The 22,086-nt window shown below is 64.7% G+C and carries 18 protein-coding genes and 1 pseudogene; 10 read left to right on the top strand and 9 right to left on the bottom strand.

Annotated elements, in window-relative coordinates; genetic code table 11:
- Positions 1 to 23: 23 nt before the first annotated feature.
- Positions 24 to 2,300, bottom strand: a complete 2,277-nt coding sequence (locus AC4GY7_RS17815) for a glycoside hydrolase family 3 N-terminal domain-containing protein (RefSeq protein ID WP_491116517.1) — start codon at positions 2,298 to 2,300, stop codon at positions 24 to 26.
- A gap of 253 nt (positions 2,301 to 2,553) precedes the next feature.
- Between AC4GY7_RS17815 and AC4GY7_RS17810 the strand changes: the two genes are divergently transcribed.
- From AC4GY7_RS17810 to AC4GY7_RS17790, 5 genes are all read left to right on the top strand, one after another.
- Positions 2,554 to 3,378: an SDR family NAD(P)-dependent oxidoreductase gene (locus AC4GY7_RS17810; RefSeq protein WP_491116515.1), complete on the top strand. Its 825-nt coding sequence runs from the start codon at positions 2,554 to 2,556 to the stop codon at positions 3,376 to 3,378.
- A complete protein-coding gene (locus AC4GY7_RS17805; RefSeq protein WP_491116513.1) occupies positions 3,375 to 4,235 on the top strand; it encodes an NAD(P)-dependent oxidoreductase in 861 nt (286 codons plus the stop codon). Before AC4GY7_RS17810 ends, AC4GY7_RS17805 begins: the two co-directional genes overlap by 4 nt.
- A 55-nt stretch (positions 4,236 to 4,290) precedes the next feature.
- Positions 4,291 to 4,662, top strand: a complete 372-nt coding sequence (locus tag AC4GY7_RS17800; RefSeq protein ID WP_491116511.1) for a hypothetical protein — start codon at positions 4,291 to 4,293, stop codon at positions 4,660 to 4,662.
- A 174-nt stretch (positions 4,663 to 4,836) separates the two neighbouring features.
- Positions 4,837 to 5,640 carry a YihY/virulence factor BrkB family protein gene (locus AC4GY7_RS17795; protein WP_491116509.1) on the top strand — a complete coding sequence of 268 codons (804 nt, stop codon included), beginning with the start codon at positions 4,837 to 4,839 and terminating at the stop codon, positions 5,638 to 5,640.
- Positions 5,637 to 6,650, top strand: coding sequence for an AI-2E family transporter (locus AC4GY7_RS17790; protein ID WP_491116508.1), 1,014 nt, complete (start codon positions 5,637 to 5,639; stop codon positions 6,648 to 6,650). Before AC4GY7_RS17795 ends, AC4GY7_RS17790 begins: the two co-directional genes overlap by 4 nt.
- 20 nt (positions 6,651 to 6,670) lie before the next feature.
- Here AC4GY7_RS17790 and AC4GY7_RS17785 read toward each other — a convergent pair whose 3' ends face one another.
- Both AC4GY7_RS17785 and AC4GY7_RS17780 read right to left on the bottom strand, forming a co-directional pair.
- Positions 6,671 to 6,868, bottom strand: a complete 198-nt coding sequence (locus tag AC4GY7_RS17785) for a hypothetical protein (protein WP_491116506.1) — start codon at positions 6,866 to 6,868, stop codon at positions 6,671 to 6,673.
- 9 nt (positions 6,869 to 6,877) lie between these two features.
- A complete protein-coding gene (locus tag AC4GY7_RS17780) occupies positions 6,878 to 7,099 on the bottom strand; it encodes a hypothetical protein (protein WP_491116504.1) in 222 nt (73 codons plus the stop codon).
- Positions 7,100 to 7,221: 122 nt separating this feature from the next.
- Here AC4GY7_RS17780 and AC4GY7_RS17775 point away from each other — a divergent pair, with 122 nt between their 5' ends.
- Entirely contained in the window at positions 7,222 to 7,482 is a 261-nt protein-coding gene (locus tag AC4GY7_RS17775; RefSeq protein ID WP_491116538.1) for a DksA/TraR family C4-type zinc finger protein, read from the top strand.
- Positions 7,479 to 8,330, top strand: a complete 852-nt coding sequence (locus AC4GY7_RS17770; protein WP_491116502.1) for an exonuclease domain-containing protein — start codon at positions 7,479 to 7,481, stop codon at positions 8,328 to 8,330. Before AC4GY7_RS17775 ends, AC4GY7_RS17770 begins: the two co-directional genes overlap by 4 nt.
- A gap of 107 nt (positions 8,331 to 8,437) precedes the next feature.
- Here the strand turns inward: AC4GY7_RS17770 and AC4GY7_RS17765 are convergent, their stop codons facing one another.
- A complete protein-coding gene (locus tag AC4GY7_RS17765; protein WP_491116500.1) occupies positions 8,438 to 9,331 on the bottom strand; it encodes an EamA family transporter in 894 nt (297 codons plus the stop codon).
- 108 nt (positions 9,332 to 9,439) lie between these two features.
- Here AC4GY7_RS17765 and AC4GY7_RS17760 point away from each other — a divergent pair, with 108 nt between their 5' ends.
- Entirely contained in the window at positions 9,440 to 9,913 is a 474-nt protein-coding gene (locus AC4GY7_RS17760; protein ID WP_491116498.1) for an Lrp/AsnC family transcriptional regulator, read from the top strand.
- A gap of 316 nt (positions 9,914 to 10,229) precedes the next feature.
- Here the strand turns inward: AC4GY7_RS17760 and AC4GY7_RS17755 are convergent, their stop codons facing one another.
- Positions 10,230 to 10,982 carry an MFS transporter gene (locus AC4GY7_RS17755; RefSeq protein ID WP_491116496.1) on the bottom strand — a complete coding sequence of 251 codons (753 nt, stop codon included), beginning with the start codon at positions 10,980 to 10,982 and terminating at the stop codon, positions 10,230 to 10,232.
- Positions 10,983 to 11,031: 49 nt separating this feature from the next.
- Positions 11,032 to 11,757 (bottom strand): FadR/GntR family transcriptional regulator, encoded by a 726-nt coding sequence (locus tag AC4GY7_RS17750; protein ID WP_491116537.1) that lies wholly within the window; start codon positions 11,755 to 11,757, stop codon positions 11,032 to 11,034.
- Between the two features lie 430 nt (positions 11,758 to 12,187).
- Here AC4GY7_RS17750 and AC4GY7_RS17745 point away from each other — a divergent pair, with 430 nt between their 5' ends.
- A complete protein-coding gene (locus AC4GY7_RS17745; RefSeq protein WP_491116494.1) occupies positions 12,188 to 14,929 on the top strand; it encodes a TonB-dependent receptor in 2,742 nt (913 codons plus the stop codon).
- A 156-nt stretch (positions 14,930 to 15,085) separates the two neighbouring features.
- Positions 15,086 to 17,680 carry a glycoside hydrolase family 5 protein gene (locus AC4GY7_RS17740; RefSeq protein ID WP_491116492.1) on the top strand — a complete coding sequence of 865 codons (2,595 nt, stop codon included), beginning with the start codon at positions 15,086 to 15,088 and terminating at the stop codon, positions 17,678 to 17,680.
- A 210-nt stretch (positions 17,681 to 17,890) separates the two neighbouring features.
- Here the strand turns inward: AC4GY7_RS17740 and AC4GY7_RS17735 are convergent, their stop codons facing one another.
- The 3 genes and pseudogenes from AC4GY7_RS17735 to AC4GY7_RS17725 form a co-directional block, all read right to left on the bottom strand.
- The gene (locus tag AC4GY7_RS17735) at positions 17,891 to 20,188 is read right to left on the bottom strand and encodes a glycoside hydrolase family 2 protein (protein ID WP_491116490.1); all 2,298 of its coding nucleotides are present in this window, start codon (positions 20,186 to 20,188) and stop codon (positions 17,891 to 17,893) included.
- A 79-nt stretch (positions 20,189 to 20,267) separates the two neighbouring features.
- The gene (locus tag AC4GY7_RS17730) at positions 20,268 to 21,944 is read right to left on the bottom strand and encodes a GMC oxidoreductase (protein WP_491116488.1); all 1,677 of its coding nucleotides are present in this window, start codon (positions 21,942 to 21,944) and stop codon (positions 20,268 to 20,270) included.
- 44 nt (positions 21,945 to 21,988) lie between these two features.
- A pseudogene (locus AC4GY7_RS17725) lies at positions 21,989 to 22,086 on the bottom strand (IS5/IS1182 family transposase); the annotation flags it as partial.

The following is a 22,086-nucleotide window of genomic DNA, read 5'->3' as shown; positions in this document are numbered from 1 at the left end:
CGCTTGTCGAACCCGCGCGCCCGTCAGCGCACCAGTTCGAACGTGCCGTACACACCCTCTGCCTGCGCGGACGGTGCAATCCACACGTCGAAGGTGCCCGGCTCCACCGTCGGTTGCAGGTCGCGGCCAAGGAACTGCAACTGCGCGCGCGTCAGGGTGAAGACCACCCGCTCGCTCGCGCCCGGCGCCAGGGCGATCTTGCGGAACGCCTTCATCTCGCGCACCGGCCGGGTGATGCTGGCCACCCGGTCGCGGATGTAGAGCTGCGCCACCTCCTCGCACGCCCGCGTGCCGGTGTTGGTGAGCGTGGCGGCGATCGTGATCCGCCCGTCCCAGGCGAGGCTGGCCGGCAGGTCGAGCGCGCCATAGCCGACCCTGCCATAGGTCAGGCCATGCCCGAACGGATAGAGCGCGGCATTTGGCGCGGTCCGCCATTGCGCCTTGTACGGCTGCCGCGGCTCCTCTGGCGCCGGACGGCCGGTGGCCTTGTGCGCGTAGTAATAGGGCTCCTGCCCGCTCTCATGCGGAAAGCTGAGCGGCAGGCGGCCCGAAGGACCGACCTTGCCGAACAGCACGTCGGCGATGGCATGGCCCGTCTCCGATCCCAGGAACCAGGTGACAAGGATCGCCGGCGCATCCTTCACCGCGCCCTCCAGAGCCAGCCCACGGCCGTTCTTGAGCAGCACCACGATCGGCTTGCCGGTCCGCGCCACCGCTTCGGCCAGCGCCATCTGCGGCGCCGGCACGGTGATCGCGGTGCGCGACTGCGCCTCGCCCGACATGCCCTCGCTTTCGCCGATCGCCAGCACCACGATGTCCGCGCCCTGCGCCGCGGCGACCGCCGCGTCGATGCCGCCGGGCAGCGGCTCCTCGACGCCCGATCCGGCGGTCACCGTGACGGCGTTCGCGCCCGCGGCCTTGATGCCGGTGGCAAGGTCGACCGCCTGGTTGTTGTCGCCATAGACCACCCAGGGCCCATTGAGGTCGTGCTGGCCGCTGGCGAACGGGCCGATCAGCGCGATCCTGCGGGCAGGATCGAGTGGCAGCAGGTCGCCGTCGTTCTTCAGCAGCACCATCGCCTTCTGCGCCGCCTCGCGCGACAGCGCGATCGCCGACCTGGTACGCGATCGCGCCGCCTCCCGCTTGCGATCGATACGGCGGAACGGATCGTCGAACAGGCCGAGCATCGCCTTCACCGCCAGCACCCGACGCACCGATCGGTCGAGCACGTCCTGCGGCACCGCGCCCTCGCGCACCAGCGCTGGCAGATGGTCGGCATAGAGGTTCGACTGCATGCTCATGTCGACGCCGGCGAGAAAGGCGATGCGGGCCGCGTCCTTGCCGTCCTTCGCGAAGCCGGCCGCGATCATCTCCTCGTCGCCGGTATAATCCGACACGATGATGCCGGGGAACTTCCATTCGTCGCGCAGCACCTGGCGCATCAGCCAGGGATTGCCGGTGGACGGGATGCCGTTGATCTCGTTGAACGATGCCATGCCGCTCATCGCGCCGGCATCGAAGCCCGCCTTGTAGGGCGGCAGGTAGACTTCGCGCAGCGTCCGCTCGGACAGGTCGACGATGTTGTAGTCGAGGCCGCTCTCCGCCGCGCCATAAGCGGCGAAATGCTTGACGCAGGCCATCACCGCATCGTCGGCGGCAAGGCTCTTGCCCTGGAACCCCTTCACCCGCGCCGCGGCGAACAGGTTGCCGAGCAGCACGTCCTCACCCGCCCCCTCCATCGTCCGCCCCCAGCGCTGGTCGCGCGCGATGTCGACCATCGGGAAGAACGTCCAGTCGATCCCCGCCGCCGCGGCTTCGTACGCCGCCATCCGCGCGGTGCGCATCGCCAGATCGGGATCGAAGCTGGCGGCTTCGGCGACCGGCACCGGAAAGATCGTGCGATGACCATGGATCACATCGGCCGCGAAGATCAGCGGGATCTTGAGGCGCGAATCGCGCATCACGGCAGCCTGCATCCGCCGCGCCATCTCTGCGCCATTGCCGTTGAACACGCCGGTGAGCTTGCCCGCCACGGCATCGGCGAGCTGCCCCGCGAAGCTCGGGCCGCCGGCGGGAGGATTGAGCCCGGTCGCCACGCCGCCGCTCCACGCCGCGGCGTTCAATTGCAGCTGCCCCGCCTTCTCCTCCAGCGTCATGCCCCGCACGATCGCCTCGACCCGCGTCGGCAGCGCCGTACCATCCGCCTGCGCCAGCAATGCGCGCGCCGGGCTTGCCGCCCAGCCGGCGATCGCGCCTGCGCCCAGCAGCGCCGCACGCCGCGAGATCCTAATGTCCGTCATCTCAGGTCCCTTGCCGCTTCACTCTTCGCCACCTTTGCGAAATGCCCAGTGGATCCGCTACTCACCGATTGCGTGCGGGAGGCATGACGGGGCGGCGATGCTGGCGCAATCGTTCCGGAGCAACTCCCGCCGGCGCCGATCATTACAGCCGCTCAGTTCGATATCGGAGGCCTTGCATGAAGACCCGCATTTCCGGCGCATGGCACATGACCTCGCCCAGTCCACGCTGTGGAGCGACCACGGGTGACCAGCAGTGAACGCGCCGTCCTTTGCAGCGATCGCCCCGGGAAAGCTTGCCGTCGTCACCGGTGCCGCCAGCGGCATCGGGCTGGCGGCGACTCGCGCCTTCGCCGCCCGCGGCATGCGCGTCGCGCTGATCGACCAGCCGGGCGATGCCCTCGATGCGGCGGCCGCCGCGATCGACGGCGCGAACGCCCATGGCGTCGATGTGGCAGACGCCGCCGCGATGCGCGCGCTCGCCGGTCAAATCGATGCGCCATCGGTCGTGATGAACAATGCCGGCATCGGCCAGGGCGGCGACGTCTTTGCCGACGGCGAGACGTGGCAGCGCGTCATCGACGTCAATTTGATGGGCGTGCTGCACGGCGTCCAGAGCTTCACGCCGGCGATGGTCCAGGGCGACACGCCCGGCCTCGTCATCAACACCGGCTCTAAACAGGGCATCACCCAGCCACCGGGCAACACCGCCTACAACGTCAGCAAGGCGGGCGTGAAGGCACTGACGGAGGGCCTCGCGCACAGTCTGCGCGAACGCACCGGCGACCGCGTCACCGCGCACCTGCTGATCCCCGGCTTCACCTACACCGGCATGACCAGCCCGCGACCTGAAAAGCCGGCGGGCGCGTGGACGCCGGAACAGGTCGTCGATCGGATGATCGAGCAACTCGCCAATGGCGATTTCTACATCCTGTGTCCCGATAACGAGACGACACCCGAACAGGACTGGAAGCGGATCGCCTGGGCGGCGGGGGACATCATCGAAAACCGCCCCGCTTTGTCGCGCTGGCACCCCGATCATGCCGCGGCGTTCGCCCGCTTCATGGAGGATGATGGATGAGAGTCGGATTCATCGGCCTCGGCCAAATGGGCAGCGCGATGGCGACCAACCTGGTCACGGCGGGCCATGAGGTGATCGTCTGGAACCGCTCGGCGGACAAAGCGGATGCACTGGTTGCCGCCGGCGCGGAGCGCGCCCGACGGCCGATCGATGCAGCACAGGGCGACCTCGTGATGACGATGCTCGCCGACGATCATGCGGTGGAGGAGGTGGTGTTCGGCACCGGCGGCATCGCCGGGGCGCCTGCCCTGCACGTCGGGCATAGCACGATCGGCATCGCGCTCGCCGATCGGCTCGCAGCGGAAGGCGGCCGAGGCGGTTACGTGTCCGCTCCCGTCTTCGGCCGGCCACCGGTAGCGGCGGCGGGCAAGCTGTTCGTCGTCGCTGCTGGCGCGGAGGCTGCGCTGGACCGCTGCGTGCCGGTCTTCACCGCCGTCGGCCAGCGGACCTTCCGGATCGGCGACAATCCGTCCTCGGCGAACCTGGTCAAGCTCAGCGGCAATTTCATGATCATGGCCGCCGTGGAGGCCATGGCAGAGGCGATGACGCTGGCCGAAAAGGGCGGCGTCGAACGCCGCACCCTGCTGGAGGTGCTCACGGGCACGCTGTTCGGTGCGCCGATCTACCAGACCTATGGCGAGATCCTGGTGGAAGACCGCTTCCGGCCCGCCGGTTTCGCCGCGCCGCTGGGCCTCAAGGATATGACGCTCGCCGATGCTGCCGCCACCGCGCTCGGCACGCCCATGCCGTTGCTCGGGATCGTGCGCGATCACCTGCGTAGCGTGACCGCGACCGAGGGCGCCGACCTGGATTGGGCCGGTATCGCGCTCGCGATCAGAAAGGGCGCAGGGCTTTGACGAGGCGGCAACGCGAGAGCTACTTTAGCGAGGAACTTAGCTCGTCGTTTCGCGCTTGGAACAAGCCGGATCGGTACCATCTGACCGGCACCGCTATCGTTGTTCCAAGAGTGGAGACATCACCATGAAATTCGTTGCCGCTTTCGTCTTGAGCGCCGGTCTGATCCTGACCGGGTGCAACAAGAGCCCGTCGGACAAACTCGCCGGCCGGGTCGAGGCGGCAGCCGACAACCGCGCCGATGCCATCGAGGCCAATGCAGCGGCTTTGCGCAACGAGGCCGCGATGCTCGACAAGAAGGCGGATCGTACCCGCGACGTCGGGGACGCACGCGCCGATGCGATCAAGGCAGCCGACATGAACGTCGCGGCGATGAGCGATCAACGCCGGGACGCCATCGTTGCCAATCAGGCGGCGGCGGTCCGCTGAAGGGCAGCGGGTCGGCCCGGTGCCGACCCGCATCGTTGCTTGCAGGCACATCGCATCACAGGAGGATGGGCCTGGCTGTCGCGAATCGACGCCCAGGCCTTCGATCGATTACGCCTGCGTCTCGGACCGATCGGGCGATGGGCCTCGCTGCTAGCGCGGTCCATCCGCAGCGGGTTGCAGGACGATTTCGGCATATCGGCCAGTTCGATCGCCTTTGCCGCCTTTCTGGCACTGATCCCGCTCATCGGGCTGATCGCCGGGGCTTACGGGCTGATCGTTCCCGCTGCGGCCGTTGCCCGCAACGTGGCGCGGCTGACGGCCATCCTGCCGTTCGACGCGCAGCGCATCGTCACTGGCGGCCTCCACCATGCGCTCGCGTTCGATCGCGCTGGGGTTGCGACGCTGCTTGTCTCGATCGGGGTCGTCTTGTTTAGCGCGCGTCGGGTCGGACGCTCGCTGCTCCACGGGCTCAATCTTGCCTACCGCATCACGCGTGAACGGCGGGGCATCGGGCGGCAGATCGTGTCGATGCTGCTGGTGCTGGGGTGTGCGGCATTGGTGCTGACGGCGCTGGTGTCGCTGTCCGTCCTCGCCTTCCTGCAAAGCTATGTGCCTGACGGCCTGCCCGGTGCCCGGCTCGGCTCGACGATCGTATTGTTCGGATCGCTGACTCTGGGAGCGGGCGGCGGCCTTGCGCTGATCTATCGCTATGCGCCGGCAAGCGAAGACCCGGTGCCCTGGCGTTGCGTGCTGCCAGGAACGATCGCAGGCGTCGTGATGTGGCTCGCCGCGACCGCCCTGCTCCGCGGCTATGTCGAACATGTGGCGCGGTTCGACGACACCTATGGCTCGCTGTCGGCAGTAGTGGTGCTGATGCTGTGGCTGATGGTGTCCGCCTGGGCGCTGTTGCTGGGCGCGCGCCTCAATGCCGAGGCGATGGACCAAGCCGGCATCACTATCGGGGAACGACAGACATGAGCGAATTCCGGGTGCAGGATCGCTATCGCAACCGCCTGCTGACGATCATCGCCGCGATCCTGCTGATCGGGGCCTTGCGGACCGGATTCGCCGTCATCATGCCGATCGCCTTTGCCGCGATCATCGTCGCCGCGCTTCGGCCGCTCAAGCGGGGGCTGGCGCGCTACATGCCCTCCTGGCTCGCCTATACGCTCACCCTGCTGTCCCTGCTCGCAATCCTGGGGGCCTTCGCTGCGGCGGTGTACCTGTCGATCGGGCAGGTGATCGGTGCCATGGCGTCGCAATGGTCGAATCTGGAGCGAAGCTACGGCCATGTTGCGCATTGGGCCGCAGAGCGCGGCGTACCGATCGCCGGAACGGTCGACCGCCAGCGGATTATGGCCCTGCTGCAAATGCTGGTCAGCGGCGTCTACGGCTTCGTCACCTACGTCGGTTTCATCGGCATCATCGTGATGCTCGGCCTGCCCGAAGTGCCGCGGCTGCGTCGCCGCCTCTACGAGATGTTCGAAGGCGGCGCCCGACGCGACCTGCTCGACGTCGGCGAGACCATATCAGCGCAGGTCCGCCGCTATCTCGGCACCACGCTTGCCACCAGCATCCTGACCGGCGTCGCATCGGCGCTGTGGTCATGGATGACCGGACTGGAGCTCGTGCTGGTCTGGGGAATCCTCAATTTCCTGCTCAACTTCGTGCCTGTCATCGGCAATATCGTCGGCATCGTGCCGCCGGTGCTGTTCGCCTTCGTCCAGTTCGGCGGCTGGCAGATGCCGGCACTGGTGTTCGCCGGCTTCGTCGTCCTGCAGCTGACGATCAGCAACATCGTCTACCCGCTGTTGCAGGGCAAGCAGCTGTCGCTGTCCCCGCTCGCCATCATCGTCGCCATGACCTTTTGGAGCTGGGTGTGGGGCATCGCAGGCGCACTGATCGCGGTGCCGCTGACCGCGGCGATCGTCATCATCTGCGGCCAGTTCGACCGAAGCCGATGGATCGCACGGCTGCTGTCCGCCTGACCGGTGGAACACCGCTTGGTCTATTCGCGGATATCGGGGTAGCTGTACGATGAGGGCTCGTCGTCGAAGGTCCCCTTCGCGAACACTGCGGTATCGCCTGGGATCACCTCCTGCTTGGCCCAACAATCCCAGCCGATGTGGATGAAGTCGGGCTTGCCGAAGATGCGGATGGCGCGAACATACTCGTCACCGCGAAAGCTGACGAAGTGCAGCGCCATCCGCTTGACTCAGGCGCCCTCGCGTCGAGCGCCCGCGATCATGCGGCGGGCGATCGTGCGCACCACCTCGTCGTCCTTGTCCGCGCCATTGGCGGGATCGCCCAGGTGGTCGAGACTGGCTTCGAGGAAGTCGAGCAGTCCCGGATGGTGGGCTTCCACATATTCCATCAGCTTGAACAGCAGGTGCTCGGTCGCGATCTCGCGGCGGCGGGTCTGCACGGCGTCATCCATTATTTCGGTACCTTCGCTACTGACGGTCATGGAACGCAAAAGAGCGGCTGCCGGGCCCAGCATCGCGGCATATGGCGGTATACGGCGGTGATACCCATATCGGCGAACAGGAGGAGCGGCGCATGGCTGGCGGATGGACGCGTGATGGTGCGGTGCAGGATCAGATCGACGATACCGTGGCGGACGCCGTGCTCGCCGCCCGAGCCACCATGCCAACCGGTTCGAGCGAACCCTTTTGCGCGATGTGCGGCGGCGACATCCCGGAGGGGCGCCGCCGCGCCATTCCCGGCGTACGCACCTGCGTGACCTGTCAGGGCCAGCGGGATCGGCCACTCGTTTCCGCATTCAACCGGCGCGGCAGCAAGGACAGCCAACTCCGGTGAGCGCGCCGCGCGATGCCGCCCTGCCCGACCTGCGGCCCGACTTCGTCGTGATCGACGTCGAGACGGCGTGCGCGCGGGTCAGCAGCATCTGCCAGGTCGGCATCGTCGGTTTCCGGGATGGCCGAGAGCTTTTCGCCTGGGAGACGCTGCTCGACCCACGCGACGAATTCCATCCGGCGAACATCCGGATCCACGGCATCGCGGCTCACCACGTCGCAGGAAAACCGACGTTCGCGGATGTTCACGCGACGATCGATCGGCATCTGACCGGCCGGGTCACGGTGGCCCATTCCCTCTTCGACAAAGGCGCGCTCGCCGCCGCGTGCCGCCTCCATGATCGGCCATCGATCGAGACGCACTGGCTGGACAGTGTACGGGTGGCGCGGCGCGCCTGGCCGGATCTCGACAATCATCGTCTGGGCGGCCTTGCCCGCTTCCTGGGCGTACCGCACCGTCACCACGATGCGCTCAGCGACGCACGTGCCGCAGGCTGGGTGATCGTCCGCGCGATCGAACACACCGGCCTGTCGCTCGCCGACTGGACGGCACCGCCGCGGCAGGCCGGGCCGGCACCGAAAGCTGCCCCGGATGGGCCGCTGGCCGGCGAGCGGATCGCCATCCTTGGCGAACCGCGTGACGGGCCGCTCGCCCATGCGATCGCCGCAAACGGCGGTACCATCCATGCGGCGGTCGGGCTGACCACGACGATGCTAGTGGTGGCGGCGGATGAACCGTTCGGCCGCTCGATCCAGAACAGCACGATGTTTCGCCGCGCGGCGAAGGCCGTCGATACCCGCGGCCTCAGGATCGTGTCGCCACGATCGCTCGGGTTCCTGCAGAAGACGTAGCGGACTTTGCCGCAAGGCAGCGGCTCGCCGGATAAGCGGTCCAGCCACTGCCGGTGCGCGTCGCCGTGTAGCGCATGTCCCAGCGGAGGTTCAGATCGCGCAGTCGTTCAAGCAACCGATTCAGGTGTCGGCGCATGTCTGGTCGCTATCGCCGCGCCGATCGAGGAACACACGATCAGGCCGATCGCCAGCCACTGCGACCCCGCTAACGTCTCTCCCAGAAGAACGAGGCCGACGAGAGCGCCCACGGCCGGCTCTGCGCTGAGCAGCGTCCCGAAGGTGTTGGTCGGCAAGCGCGGCAGCGCGATCATCTCCAGCGTGTAAGGAAGAGCGCTCGACACGATACCGACGAGAAGACCCAGCGCCAGCGCCTCAGGGCGCAGCATCGCCGTGCCGGCATGCACGATCCCGAAAGGTGCCGCCACCAGCGCCGCGATCACCATGCCTCCGGCCACTGCCGTGGTGCCATGGCTCCGGCCCGCCGTCTTGCCGACGAGGATGTAGATCGCCCAGCACGCTCCCGCCGCCCCGGCCAGCGCGACGCCGCGCCAGTCGAGATGCGTGGTTTGCCCCCAGATCGGCAACAGCAGCCCCAAGCCGGTAACGGCCAGCGCGATCCATAGGAAGTCAGCCTTCCGCCGCGAGGTGAGCAAGGCGACCGCGAGTGGCCCCGTGAATTCGATTCCGATGGCGATGCCGAGCGGGATGAAGGTCAGCGATTTATAGAAGACGAGGTTCATGATCCCCAGCGCGACACCGTAAGGAACGAGCGAGCGCCAATGCGCAAAGCTGAGCGAGCGCCAAGGCCGGAACGCGATCATCAGCACGCAGGTGCTGAAGATCAGTCGCAACGCCGTCGCTCCTTCGGAGCCGACATCGGGAAACAGTCGCTTGGCGAAGGAGGCACCGACGCTGATCGATATGAGGGAGCCCGAGAGCGCTGCAAGCGCGATAACGTCGGTGCGCCGCGCGAGAAACCGAGTGGTGGCGATCGTGGTCATCGAAGATCCGGGAAAGAGGGGTCGTGAGCGCAGTGTACGATCGTCACCCAACCACGGCGGTCGAAATTGGCTCGATAGCGATAAGGTTTATCGCTAGGTGCCGATCGCATGAACGCACCGATTGCCATGGATGAATTCGACCGGCGGCTGCTCGGCATCCTGCAGGTCGACGCGCAGCGGCCTGTCGCCGCTATCGCCGAGGCGGTCGGGCTTTCGCCACCAGCATGTTACCGCCGTATCCGCCGGTTGCGCGAGGCCCGGGCTATCGAACGGGAAGTGGCGATCGTACGGCCGCGTACGCTCGGCTGGCCGCTGTCGATGATCGTGATGGTCACCCTGGAGCGGGAAAGCGCGCGTACGATCGACGAGATGATGCGCCTGTTGGAACGGGAGCCGGAGGTGATCGAAGCCTGGAACGTCACCGGCGACCATGATCTTGCCGTGCGGATCGTGGCGCGCGACATGGAAGGTTATGACGAACTGGCGTTGCGCCTGTTCTCCGCCAACGAGCGTGTCCGCAGCTTCAAGACGCTGGTGGTGATCCGTCAGGTCAAGCCGCTCAGTCCGGTGCCGGTGAGTTGAGCGGAGCGACCGCCTCGTCGTGCTGCCCCCCCAATGGACTGAACTCAGCGACAGATAATTTACGGCCTCCGCCCTGTTTCGGGAGGGACGAGGAGGATCGGACCATCACCGATACTCACCTCGACGCCATCATAGGTCCGCAGCGTCGATAACGCCCCGCCATGATCGTGCGGCAGGGCGAGGCAAGCGATCGATGGCATGCCAGCCTGACGAGCGGCTTCATGGCCGGCGAAGGTGTCCTCGAACACGAGGCACCGTGCCGGATCGACGCCGAGTGGGTACGCCGCCAGCCAGTAGCCTCCAGGTGGCGCTTGCCTCACGTCACGTCCCCGCAATGGTCAGGCCCCCCGGCACCGGAAGGCCGGCAGCCGTCAGACGCTGCGACAGGTCGGCTTGTCGGCACCGCCACGTCGCGTTGCAATGCCGGCGCACAGCGGAACGGCCAGCAGCATGACGGTGAGCAGCCAGAACGCCCCAGGCAGGCCGATCGCTTGTGCGGCAAAGCCGACCCCCCGCCGGCCCGACCAGAACGGCCGGCATATCCGACGATGGCGAGCACGCCGCCCCATAGCATCGTGCGCCGGTCGCCCAGTCGCGCGACGATGGCATCGCCGGTCAACCGCGCGATCGTCATCGCCACGGCGAAGACGCTGGAGCCGATGCCGGCCTGCGCAGTCGGCAACAGGCCCGCACCGGCGAGCAGCAGAGCGCCCCAGTCGGACATCGCACCTTCGGTCAGGAAGGTGATCGCGGCGAGCAGCGCAAGCAGCGCAACGATACCGCGGGGCACAACCAGCAGCGGCGTTTCCTCCGCTTGAGGCGTATCGATCAGCCGAGGCGCCGCGAACAGGATCGCGACGATCATGACCACAGATGCAGCGATCGTGGCGCTCAGCGGAGCGACCTGCATGGACACAAGCGCCGTCAGCAGCAACGCGCCGACGAAAGCGCCGACACTGAACAGGCCGTGGAAGCCCGACATCAGCGGCTTGCTGCTTCCCGTCTCGACCTCCACCGCATGGACATTCATGCTGACATCGATGAGGCCCAGATACCCGCCGAACACCAAGAGCGCGCCAGATGCCGAATGATGCGCCTGTCAACGGGCAGCCCCTAATTTATGCTTCGGCGATAAGATCGAGGACATCACCGATGATGCGCCGCATGGCCAAGCGGGCGCCATCGGCGTCGCGCGCGGCGATCGAGTCCGCAACGGCTGCGTGATCCACGATGTTAGCGCTCCGGCCCTTGATCCGGTTCGTAAAGCGGATCGATGTTCGCAGTGCAGTGGCGACCATCGTCTGGAACTGGGCGTAGAACGGGTTCTTCGACGCGCGCAGGATGGCGACGTGAAAGGCGATGTCGGCATCGAGCACATCGTCTTGCCCCTGTTCCGCCGCGCGCATCCGGTCGAGACCGTGACGAATTGCGACGATGTCATCGGGTTCGTGAAAACGGGCAGCAAGTGCCGCCGCTTCAGGCTCGATCGCGACGCGAAGCTGATTGAATTGCCGCAGCAGTTCCACAGACACTTTGCGGTCGAGCAGCCAGCGCAATACGTCGGCGTCGAACAGATTCCAGTTCTCCGCCGGCTGAACGACGGTGCCTTGTCGGGGGCGTGCGCTCACCAATCCCTTCGCCGTCAGCATCTTCACCGCCTCACGAGTGACCGAGCGACTGACGCCATGCGCCTTGGCGATCTCGGCCTCTGTAGGAAAAGGCCGCTCCTCATAGCGACCGACGACGATAGCTTTGCCAAGCGTATCCAACATTCCATGCGTCAGATTGCGCCCGAGTTCCTGCAAAGGCGCGTGCCCCCCTCCCCTGCCGATGTCGGTTGCCATGCCGTGACACTGGCCAAGATCGTCGATTTTGTCACCCGCAATCTGCACCAAGCAAGATATATCTTATAATTGGGCAGGTGCGATGGGCGTGGGAGCAGATCGATCGTCCGCCATATATATGATGATCGAACGCACAGCGGTGGTGGCGACCCGCCCGATTACCGATCACAGCAAAACCTTTCGTCACGTGTTCGTCGCAAGAGGTCCGAGGTGATCGGCTGCGGCTACACGTCAGCGGTCGTGGCGATCGGAACGTCAGGCCGGTAGCTAAGGCGGCTCTTGCCTGTCTTACACCCCTGCCCGGACAATCACGGCAGTCCCACGCGGGCAGCACTTCGATCCAGCCGATAAGGCTCTTGCGCTGTCGATCCTATTTATATTACCAGAAGAGCACTGGTAAACGATTACATATAAATCGGGGAGAGGATACTTGAGGCTGAAGTACATGTCACTGGCGGCGGTGAGCCTGATGGTTCTGGCGACACCGGCAGTCGCGCAACAGACAGAGGCCGGGGATACCCAACCCCCATCCGCCCCGTCGGAGCAGGAGCAACCCGGTGCCGAGCGTGGCGAACAACCACCGCGCGAGACGACAGAAGAGATCATCGTAACCGGCTTCCGCGCATCGCTGCGGTCGGCGCTCGCGGGAAAGCGCAATGCAGATCGCGTACAAGAGGTGCTGACGGCTGAAGACCTGGGCAAGCTGCCGGAGGCATCAATCGCCGAATCGCTGGCTCGCCTGCCAGGTGTCACCACCAATCGCGACCGCGGCAACGGCACCCAGATCACCGTCCGCGGTATGGGGCCGAACCTTGTCAACACCTTGCTCAACGGTCGCGAAATCGTATCCGCCGAAGGCAACCGCAACATCCGCTACGAGCAGTTCCCGGCCGAATTGCTCACCGGCGCATCGGTGTTCAAGTCACCGACCGCAACGCAGGTCGAAGGCGCGATCGCGGGTCAGGTGGACCTCAAGACCGTGCGCCCGCTCGACTTCGACAAGACCAAATTCGTCATCAACGGCCGCGCGATCTATAGCGACCTTGCCGAAAATGTTCAGGACACCTCTCCTTGGGGCTGGATCGGCAGCGCGTCGGTAGTGACGCAGTTGTTCGACAACACGCTGGGTCTCGCCGTCGGCTATTCGGGACGGCGGCAGTCGGTCGCAACTGTGCGCACCAATATCTTTCGCTACACCAACAGCTTCGCCGACCTCGACGGCGACGGCGCCGGTGCGCCAGGTCATCCGGGCCAGGCATGGGACGACATTCCCTTCGGCTACGAGGCATTGGCCCGCGGCGGTGACGACATCCGTCACGGCGCGGTCGCTGCACTGCAGTGGCGGCCAAGCTCGCAATTCCAGATCAACGCCGACTTCCTCTACAGCCACGTATCGTTCGAGGAGATCCAGCGCGGATTTCGTATCGGATCGCTGGCATTCGGCAATACGATCACTGATGTGATCACCAAGAATGGCTATGTCACCGGCGCGACGATCACCAACGCCAATACCAGCTATGGCCAGAACCTGCGCAACGTGAACGAGACGTTCTTCTTCAAAGACGATCTCTACGCGGGCGGCGCCAACATCGTGTGGCGTCCCGATGGGTGGGAAATCAGCGGCGATGTCGGATATTCGACGACGCGTCGCAATCAGCGTTATCTGACGCTTCAGTCCGATCCCTTCGGGGTTCAGCCGACCGCCCGGTTCGAATCGGGCAGAAACGGTCCTGCGAAGTTCAGCGTCAACACGGATTTCAGTGATCCGTCGCTGTTTCGCGTCGCACGATTTGAAATCCCCGGTGGGGGCCAAGCGGTCGTCGATGACGAACTGCTGACGCTCAGCGGCGATTTCCGGCGCGAAATCGGCGCCGGGCCGCTCGCTGCGCTGCGCTTCGGTGTGCGCCATACCGATCGCGAGAAGAGCTATGGCGCGCGTTCGCAGTTTTCCGAAATCGCGGAAGCCAGCCGTCAACCGCTCGACCCGTCGTTGTTGAATCCGGTCTACCGGTTCTCGGGACAGTTCGGCAATCTTCCGGCGATCCAGTCGATCAAGATTGTACCGACGATCGAGAGGCTGCTCGGGCCGATCAATCCGGTGGAGACGTTGTTCGACCAGACCCGATCGTGGCGGGTGACCGAGAAGACCTCGGCCCTATACGGTCAAGTGGATCTGGAAACCGAAATCTTCGGCATGCCAGCGGTCGGCAATGTCGGCCTGCGCGTCGTCCGCACGGAAACGGTATCACGCAGCACGGCGATCGACGAGTTTGGCGGCAACCCGGTCGTACAGGTGGTTCGGCCGGTTTCGATCGCAAATAAGTTCTTCGACTGGCTGCCCTCGTTCAACCTGACGCTCAAGCCGACCGACGACCTACAGATCCGCCTTGGCGCCAGTCAGGCGGTGGCGCGGCCGCCGCTCGATGATCTCAACGCCGGCTCGGGGATCTTCAACTATGGCACGCCATCGGGCAGCGGAGGCAACCCGCTGCTCGAACCGTTCCGGGCGAAGCAGCTCGACGCGACCATCGAATGGTATTTCGATCGTGACAGCGCCCTGACGATCGCCGGTTTCTACAAAGATTTGAGCAGCTACATCGTCACCCAGGTGCAGGAGGTGAAGGTCCCCAATCCGATCACCGGCGGGATAGACGACGGAACGTTCAGCCGGCCGATCAACGGATCGGGCGGCACGATCAAGGGTTTTGAAGTCCTGTTCCAGAAGGCGTTCACCTTCCTGCCCGCGCCGTTCGACGGTTTCGGGATCTACGCCAACTACAGCTATACGGCGAGCGACATCAGCGTGACGGAGGCGGACAATGCGATCGGCGCGGTCGCGCTGCCCGGACTGTCGCCGCATGTAGGCAGCGTATCCGTGTACTACAGCAAGAACGGCCTCGATCTGCGCGCCGGCTTCCGTCATCGCGCCGCTTATGTCACCGAACTGGGTGATACCGACCGCATCGTCTTCACCGCGCCGGAAAGCGTGCTGGATCTTCAGGCGAACTACAAGTTCCCCTGGAACTCACCGTTCGCCGGGCTTTGGGTGATGGTTGCTGCCAACAACGTCACGGATGAACCATTCGAGACCTTTTATGGCGATCGTGCCTTGCAGGGCCGTTACGAAAGCTATGGCCGACGCTTCACGTTCGGCTTCGGCTACGAATTCTGACGCTCGCCTCCTGCTCCGGTAGGACACTGGTCTCACCCTTTGCGCGGCGAAGGGTGAGGCCGCCCGAAATCAAGATCGGCTTACCCGCGCTCAGCCTGTGCAGCATACCGACGCACAGCCCGGCAGCGCCGACCTGTGCATCGACAGGAGGATCTCATGAAAACACATCGCGCCGCTCGCACCACGACCTGCATGCTTCTGATGGGATTGGCGACGCTGTCTTCTGCTCAAGGCAAGACGCCAGGATCGGGGGCTGCAAGTGCTTATGTCGATCAGAAAGGCACGATCCGCTGGCGCAAGGACGATAGCGAAGTCCGGCTGTTCGGTGCGAATTATTGCGCCTATGCCGGCAGCGATTATCGCATGGCCGGTCTGCTGAAGGCGGACCGGAAGGCCACGATCGACCGCGACATCGCGCATTTCGCCCGCATGGGCTGGGATGGGATGCGGATCTGCACCTGGGGCGACTGGGAGCATAGCGACGGGAACGGCAATTTGGTCGCCAACGATCATCTCGACCTGATGGACTATGCGATTGCCAAGGCAGCGGAGCGCGGCATCAAGATGCTGCTCACCCCGACACATACCTATAATCCGGGCTATGCGGACCAGCTGAACAACCCCGCTTACAAGCCGAGCGGCTTTTCTTCCCGATACCCGCGCGAAGCGCTCGTCACGGACCCGAAGGCGATCGCCGCGCAGAAGCGCTACATCACGCAGCTGCTGGAGCATGCGAATCCCTACACGGGCAAGGCGCTCCGCGACCAAGGCAACATCGTCTTCGTCGAGCTGATCAACGAACCGGTCCACAATTCGAAGGATATTGCCCAGTCGGTCGCGTACATCGACGGACTGGTGGATACCGTGCGGGCGACCGGGGCGGGCCAGATCACCTTTCATAATATCTCGCAGGACTTCGGTATCACCGACGCAATCACCAGGTCGAAGGTCGATGGCATATCTTTCGGCTGGTACCCGTCAGGTCTCGTCTCCGGATACGAGCAGAAGGGCAATTTCCTCCCTGCCGTGCGCGATTACATGCCGATGCGCGACCCGCGTATCGCGAAGCTGCCGCGCATCGTGTACGAATTTGACCAGGGCGATCTCAACACCGGCTATCTCTTTCCGGCCATGGCGCGCAGCTTCCGGGCAGTCGGCACGCAGTTTGCCGCGATCTTCGCCTACGATCTGCTCGAAACGGCCCCGTACAACCTCAGCTGGCAAACCCATTTCATCAATCTGGTGCATACCCCCCGCCAGGCGATGAGCGCCGTGATCGCCAGCGAGGCGATGGATCGGCTGTCCATCGAGCAGGCCGGCGCGTCGCCTGATTCCCACAGGTTCGGTGATTTCTGGGTCGATTACGACAACGACGCCAGCGGGCTGTCCGCCTCGGACGCCTATATGAACGTGGGCGACACGCGCGTCGCATCGCAATCACCGCGTCTGCTGCGCCGCGTAGCCGGCGTCGGCAGTTCGCCGTTGGTCACCTATGAGGGCAGCGGCGCCTATTTCCTGGACAAGGTGGCAAATGGCGTCTGGCGGCTTGAGGTCTATCCCGACCAGGTGCAGGTCGCCGACCCGTTCGAACAGCCTCGTCCCGACAAGATCGTCTCGCGCCTCTACGCGCGAGCATGGCCGATGAGCGTCACGCTGCCCGATCTGGGCGACGCCTTCCACGTCCGCCCTATCACGCTTCCCGGCGCCACCGCTGACACGGCGCGTGCTTCGGCCAAACGCTTCACGGTACGTCCCGGAGTGTGGCTGCTCAGTGCGAGCGGGCGGCCCCAGGCCATGCCGACGACGATCAACGGCGTGAAGTTTGGCGAGTACCACGTCAATCCGATGCGAAGCTACGTGGACAAGGCCTTCTCCCTCTCCGCTGCATCCCATGTCGCGGGCAAGCCGGTCGAGCTCAGGGTGCGTCTGGCCGCGGCGACGCTGCCGTCGTCGGTCACGGCGCATGTTCGATCGGCAGGCAGCTGGTTCCGCTCGCCCATCGAGTTGAAGCGCGTCCACGGCGACGTCTACGCGGCGTCGGTCGATGACCTTGGACCCGGATTCTACGAATATGTGGTCTCGACCGCCGCGCGGACCTATCCCGACGATGTTTCAGGCCGTCCCGGTATCTGGCCGTTCGAAGCCAAACAGACCTGGCGCTTCTCCGTTACTCCTGCCAGCACGCCGCTCAACGTCTTCGATCCCGCAAACGACATCGCCCGGCTGGCCTTCCCGCGCCTTCGCGAGGATCTCCGCTCCCCGGTCTTCAAGCTGGTGCCGGGTGAGACCTCGATCGGCAGTGCGCTGCGGCTCGACGTACCGGCGATCGAAAACGGACCATCCTCCTACGGGGCAGGCCTCTATATCGGCGATCGTGTCCGCGCACGCGGTGCCGATGCCGCGAAGGCCGATCGTGTTCTGGTGCGCGCAAGGGCCGATGCTAAGCAGAAGGCGCTCGAGATCGTGCTGGTCGAGAAGGATGGCTCGAGTTGGGTGGGCACGGTGGCTGCCACCGACCAGTGGCGCACATACGAGGTGCCGCTCGCATCGATGACGTTTTCGCGGTCGATGCTCCTGCCGACGCCCTATCCCGGATTGTGGAACTACTGGCGCACCGGCCCGGCAAGCCGATCGTCCACCCGCATCCGCCCGGACCAGATCGAGCGGATCGAGTTGCGGGTCGGCAAGGACGCGAACAAAGGCAATGCGGTGCTGATCGGCTCCGTCGACCTTGGCTATCAGGCGCAATAATCAGGCGGCAGCCTGCCAATTTCCCACTCCGATCCACGCAGAGGGCCAGCGGTTTACCGCTGGCCCTTCGCTGATCCTTGATCAGGCGACTGTGCTTGGGGGACTCGCATACAGATCTGGTCGATTGCGATCCCGGTCAACGCATCATCAAACTGTGCCCGAACCAGATGATGCCTGCTGGCCAACAGGCTCTGAGCTTCCGTCGGCCATTTACAGGCTGGCCCCTTTCAGCCGCGCAGTTGGCGCTGCGACCGTCACTCGGCCGCCCGGCGAAATGGTACGCACCAGCACGGCAGCGACCCCTGCTTCAGTAAGTGCCTCGGTGGCGCCCACGATCTGCCAGCCCGAAGTGGCGTGGAACCGAACCTCCACACCGTTTTGCGGCACCGTTCGCCCATTTGCATCGACCAGCGTGGCACGCGCAAACACCAGATCCCCTTTGGCGACCGGAACCCCTTGATTGGCCAGTTGGACCTGCAGTCCGACTGGCACGCCCGGCGTCGCCACGACGTCTTCCGCCACCAGCTTGCCGGCGATGAAGGCGCGCGCCGTCAGCGTGCCGGGTTTGAACGGCCCGACATCGAACCGGAACGGTGGATGGGGCAACCGCGACGAAATCGTGTCCCTGGTCGGCTTGCGACGGCCAAGCGACGTACCATCCCGTAGCAGTTCAACCTCTTCAGCATTCGAATACACCCGCACTTCGCGTGCGGAGTCCGGTTGCCAGAAGCTCGCGATCTTCACCATCGGTCCGGCCGAATACAACGACGAGCGTTCGTCCGGGCTGCGTTGACTGCGGAAGAACCACCATGCGAACTTGGGGAGGCGGTCGATCGACATCGCGCCCGAATGTTCCAGCTCAGGCGAATAGCCGCGGTTGTAATCGAACATCGCCCAATAGCCGTCGGCGAATGCGGGTGTAGCGAGATTGTCGTTCATCGCTTCCTGCACGTTGGTCGCCTGCTGGAGCAAGCGTGTCTCGCCGGTGCTCAGCGCCTGACGGGAGGTACGCTCGGCTGCCTTGAGATTAGCCCAGTTGGACTGATTGAAACCGGCATTTTCTGCATAATATTCCCAGTCGCCATATTCAGAAACAAGATAGGGTCTTTGAGTATTCTCATAATGTTTTAGGCGATGTTGGCGGGCTTGCAGATGGATATCGTAACCGTTGTCTTGCCAGCCTGCAGACCAGGCTTGATTTCCAGGATATTCCTGGTGCACGACGCGATTAAATTCCTGGACGAGATCCGTTGGCATCGCGGTCTCGTTGAGCGAGCATTCCCAGCCGATGACGCTCGGATGGTTGCGGTCCCGGCGGATCAGATCGCGGCACGTTCTGACGACCTGCGCACGAAACGCCGGATCGGGATTGTAAAACTGCCAGCCGAGGATCGAATCGAGCACGACCAGCCCCAGCTTGTCGGCTGCCGCCATGAACGCCGGGGATTGGGGGTAGTGGGACAGGCGGATGAAATCGAAACCGCCTTCCTTGATGAGCTTGGCATCGCGATATTCGGCCTGCGGCGACAAGGCATAGCCGACATAAGGATATTCCTGGTGCCGATTGACGCCGCGCAGCTGCATGCGTTCGCCGTTGATCCAGAAGCCGTCGCGCGTGATGCGCAGCGTGCGTATGCCGATCGTCGTGTCCTGCGATTCCGTTTCGCCATTCGCCGTCACCGTGGTGACGAGCCGATACAGCGATGGCGAGCGCGGCGACCACAGGTCGGGCCTCGTCACCATGATCTGCTGGTCGGAACGCGCCAGCGTTGCCGGCTGGATAGCAAGCCGCGCCTCGCTGCTGCCGACCAGCCGGTCGCCCGCGTACAGCCGATGGCGGACCAGTGCCGACGCCGCGACGCGCCCAGCATTGCGGATGTCCGCTGCGATGGCGACGGTGGCCTTCTGCGCGGAAACCTGCGGATAGGTCACGAACAGCCCCCCGCCCCCGACACGGTCCTCCAGCATCTCATCGCTCAGGTGAACCTGCGGCTTCACGATCAGCCGGACGCCGCGATAGAGCCCGCCATAGGTGTTGAAGTCGAGGATCTTGAGCGGCTTGGGCCCGGTGATCGGATCGTCGCGATTGTCGAGGCGAAGCAGCAGGCGGTTCTCGCCCGCCCGCAGGTGATCGGTGAGATCGATCGTGAACGGCAGATAGCCGCCACGGTGCGAACCGATCGGACGCCCGTTCAACGACACGATGGCATTGTTCATCGCCGCCTCGACCCGCAGCAGCACGCGCTTGCCCTTCCACCCCGGCGCGGCCGTGAAGCGCTTCTCGTAGAAGGCGATGCCCTGCCACTGGTCCTTGACCACGCGCTGCTCGATCCGCGTCGTGTGGGGCAGCGTCACCCGTTCCCATTGCGTCGCGACGGGAGGCGTATCGGGCGCCGACCGATCCGGCATGCGTGCAAAACGCCAGTCGGTATCGAACGCCTGCGCCGTCACCGGCCCTGCGGCGGCGAGCACGAGCCCGAGGGCCATTGTCCTTGCAATGAACGTCATATCCAGGTCCCTCCCGACCAGTTTCCCAAGCCTGCAGGCATGATCGTGCGACCACCGGCGCAACCCCCGGCGCCGACGGTCACGCCCGGCGCATATTCCTCACCGCATGGTCCACCGCGCGGACGGTGAGCGCCATGAAGGTGAGCGAAGGATTGACGCAGCTGGACGATGCCATTTGCGAACCGTCGGTGACGTAGAGGTTTGGCGCGTCATGCGCCTGGTTCCACCTGTTGAGCACCGATCGGGTCGGATCGTCGCCCATGCGCGCGCCGCCCATTTCGTGAATCGCATCGCCCGGCACGTGCTCGCCGCGATCACTGGTGACGTTGACCAGCCCTGCCTTGCGCAGCATCTCCTCGCCCTGCGTCTGCGCGTCATCCATCATCTTCAGCTCGTTCTCGCGAAAGGTGACGTCGAAGCGCATCAGCGGCACACCAAAGCGGTCGACCTTGCTCGGGTGCAAAGAGACGCGGTTGTCCTTGTACGGCAGGCATTCGCCGAACGCCGCCAGGTAGAAGCGCCAGGGCCCGTATTTCCGCATGCCGTGCTTCATGTCGGCGCCAAAGCCGACCGGCGGCATGATCTCGCGATAGGCATTGCCCTGATAGCCATAGCCGCGCCTGAACCCGATCCCGTCCTCGCGGCCGAGATTGCGGAAACGGGGAACATAGATACCCCCGGGGCGGCGGCCATATTCGATATAGTCCTGCATGCCGGGGATCTCCCCGCCGGCACCGACGTGGAAGATGTGATCCATGACATACCGGCCGAGCGTGCCGCTGCTGTCGAAATAGCTGCGGTCGCTGCCCGGTGCGCGTGAGTTCAGCAGGATCTGCACCGAGCCGATCGTTGATGCGCACAGGAAGACGAGGCCGGCTTTCACCACCTCGGCCTGCCCGGTCCTGGCATCGATAACGCGCACGCCGGTGACGCGTTTGGCCTTGGGATCATATTCGAGGTTGGTGACCACCGCATCGGAGCGCAGCGTCAGCCGCCCCGTCTTGCGCGCCGCCGGCAACGTCACCGCCTGGGTCGAGAAATACGCTCCGAAGGAGCAGCCGTTGCTACACTGGTTGCGGATCTGGCACTTGGTGCGGTTCTGCTCGGGCTTGTCCTCGGTGATGTTGGACAGTCGCGCATTGATGAGCTTCCGACCGGGAAACTGCGTCTCCAGCCGTCCTTTTACCCACTTTTCCGCGATGTTCATCGGCATCGGCGGCATGAATTCGCTGTCGGGAAGTTGGGGCAGGTTCTCCCGCGATCCCGACACGCCGAAATATTTCTCGACGTAGCTGTACCAGGGTGCGAGGTCCTCGTAACCGATCGGCCAGGCGCCATCGACGCCTTCGCACGCATTGGCGGCGAAGTCGTCCGCGCTCCAGCGGAAGCTCCAGCGCCCCCAGGTCAGCGACTTGCCACCGACCGCGCCGGGGCGGACCCAGTGAAATTTGCTGCCCTCGCCATAAGCATAAGGGTTCAGCTTGTCGTCGTTCTGGAACTGCCGATTGCTCGGCGCGAGATAGCCGAACTTGCTGATGAAATAATGCTCGTCCACCAGCTGTTGCGGCATGATGCCGCGGGCCGGTTGTTCGAAGGCCGGCTTGCCGTCATAGGTATAATCCTCCCCATGCTCGATCATGCGGCCCCGGTCGAGCATCAGGACGCGCAGCCCCTTTTCCGTAAGCTCCTTGGCGGCAAATCCGCCGCTGATGCCCGATCCGATGACGATCGCGTCGAATGTGTCGGTAGCAGCCATGTGCAACCCCCTTCAGAATACCGGTTAGGGTCAGGACTCGTTGATCACAGCCAGAAGATGACGGTGGCAGCGAGGGCAATAGCGGAGAGGAAGGCGGTCGGGCATCGATCGTAGCGGGTAGCAACCCGGCGCCAGTCTTTGA

The sequence above is a fragment of the Sphingomonas sp. SP5 genome, assembly GCF_058313455.1.
Note: the sequence above shows the minus strand (reverse complement) of the source record. Positions and strands in the feature narration are given on the sequence as shown.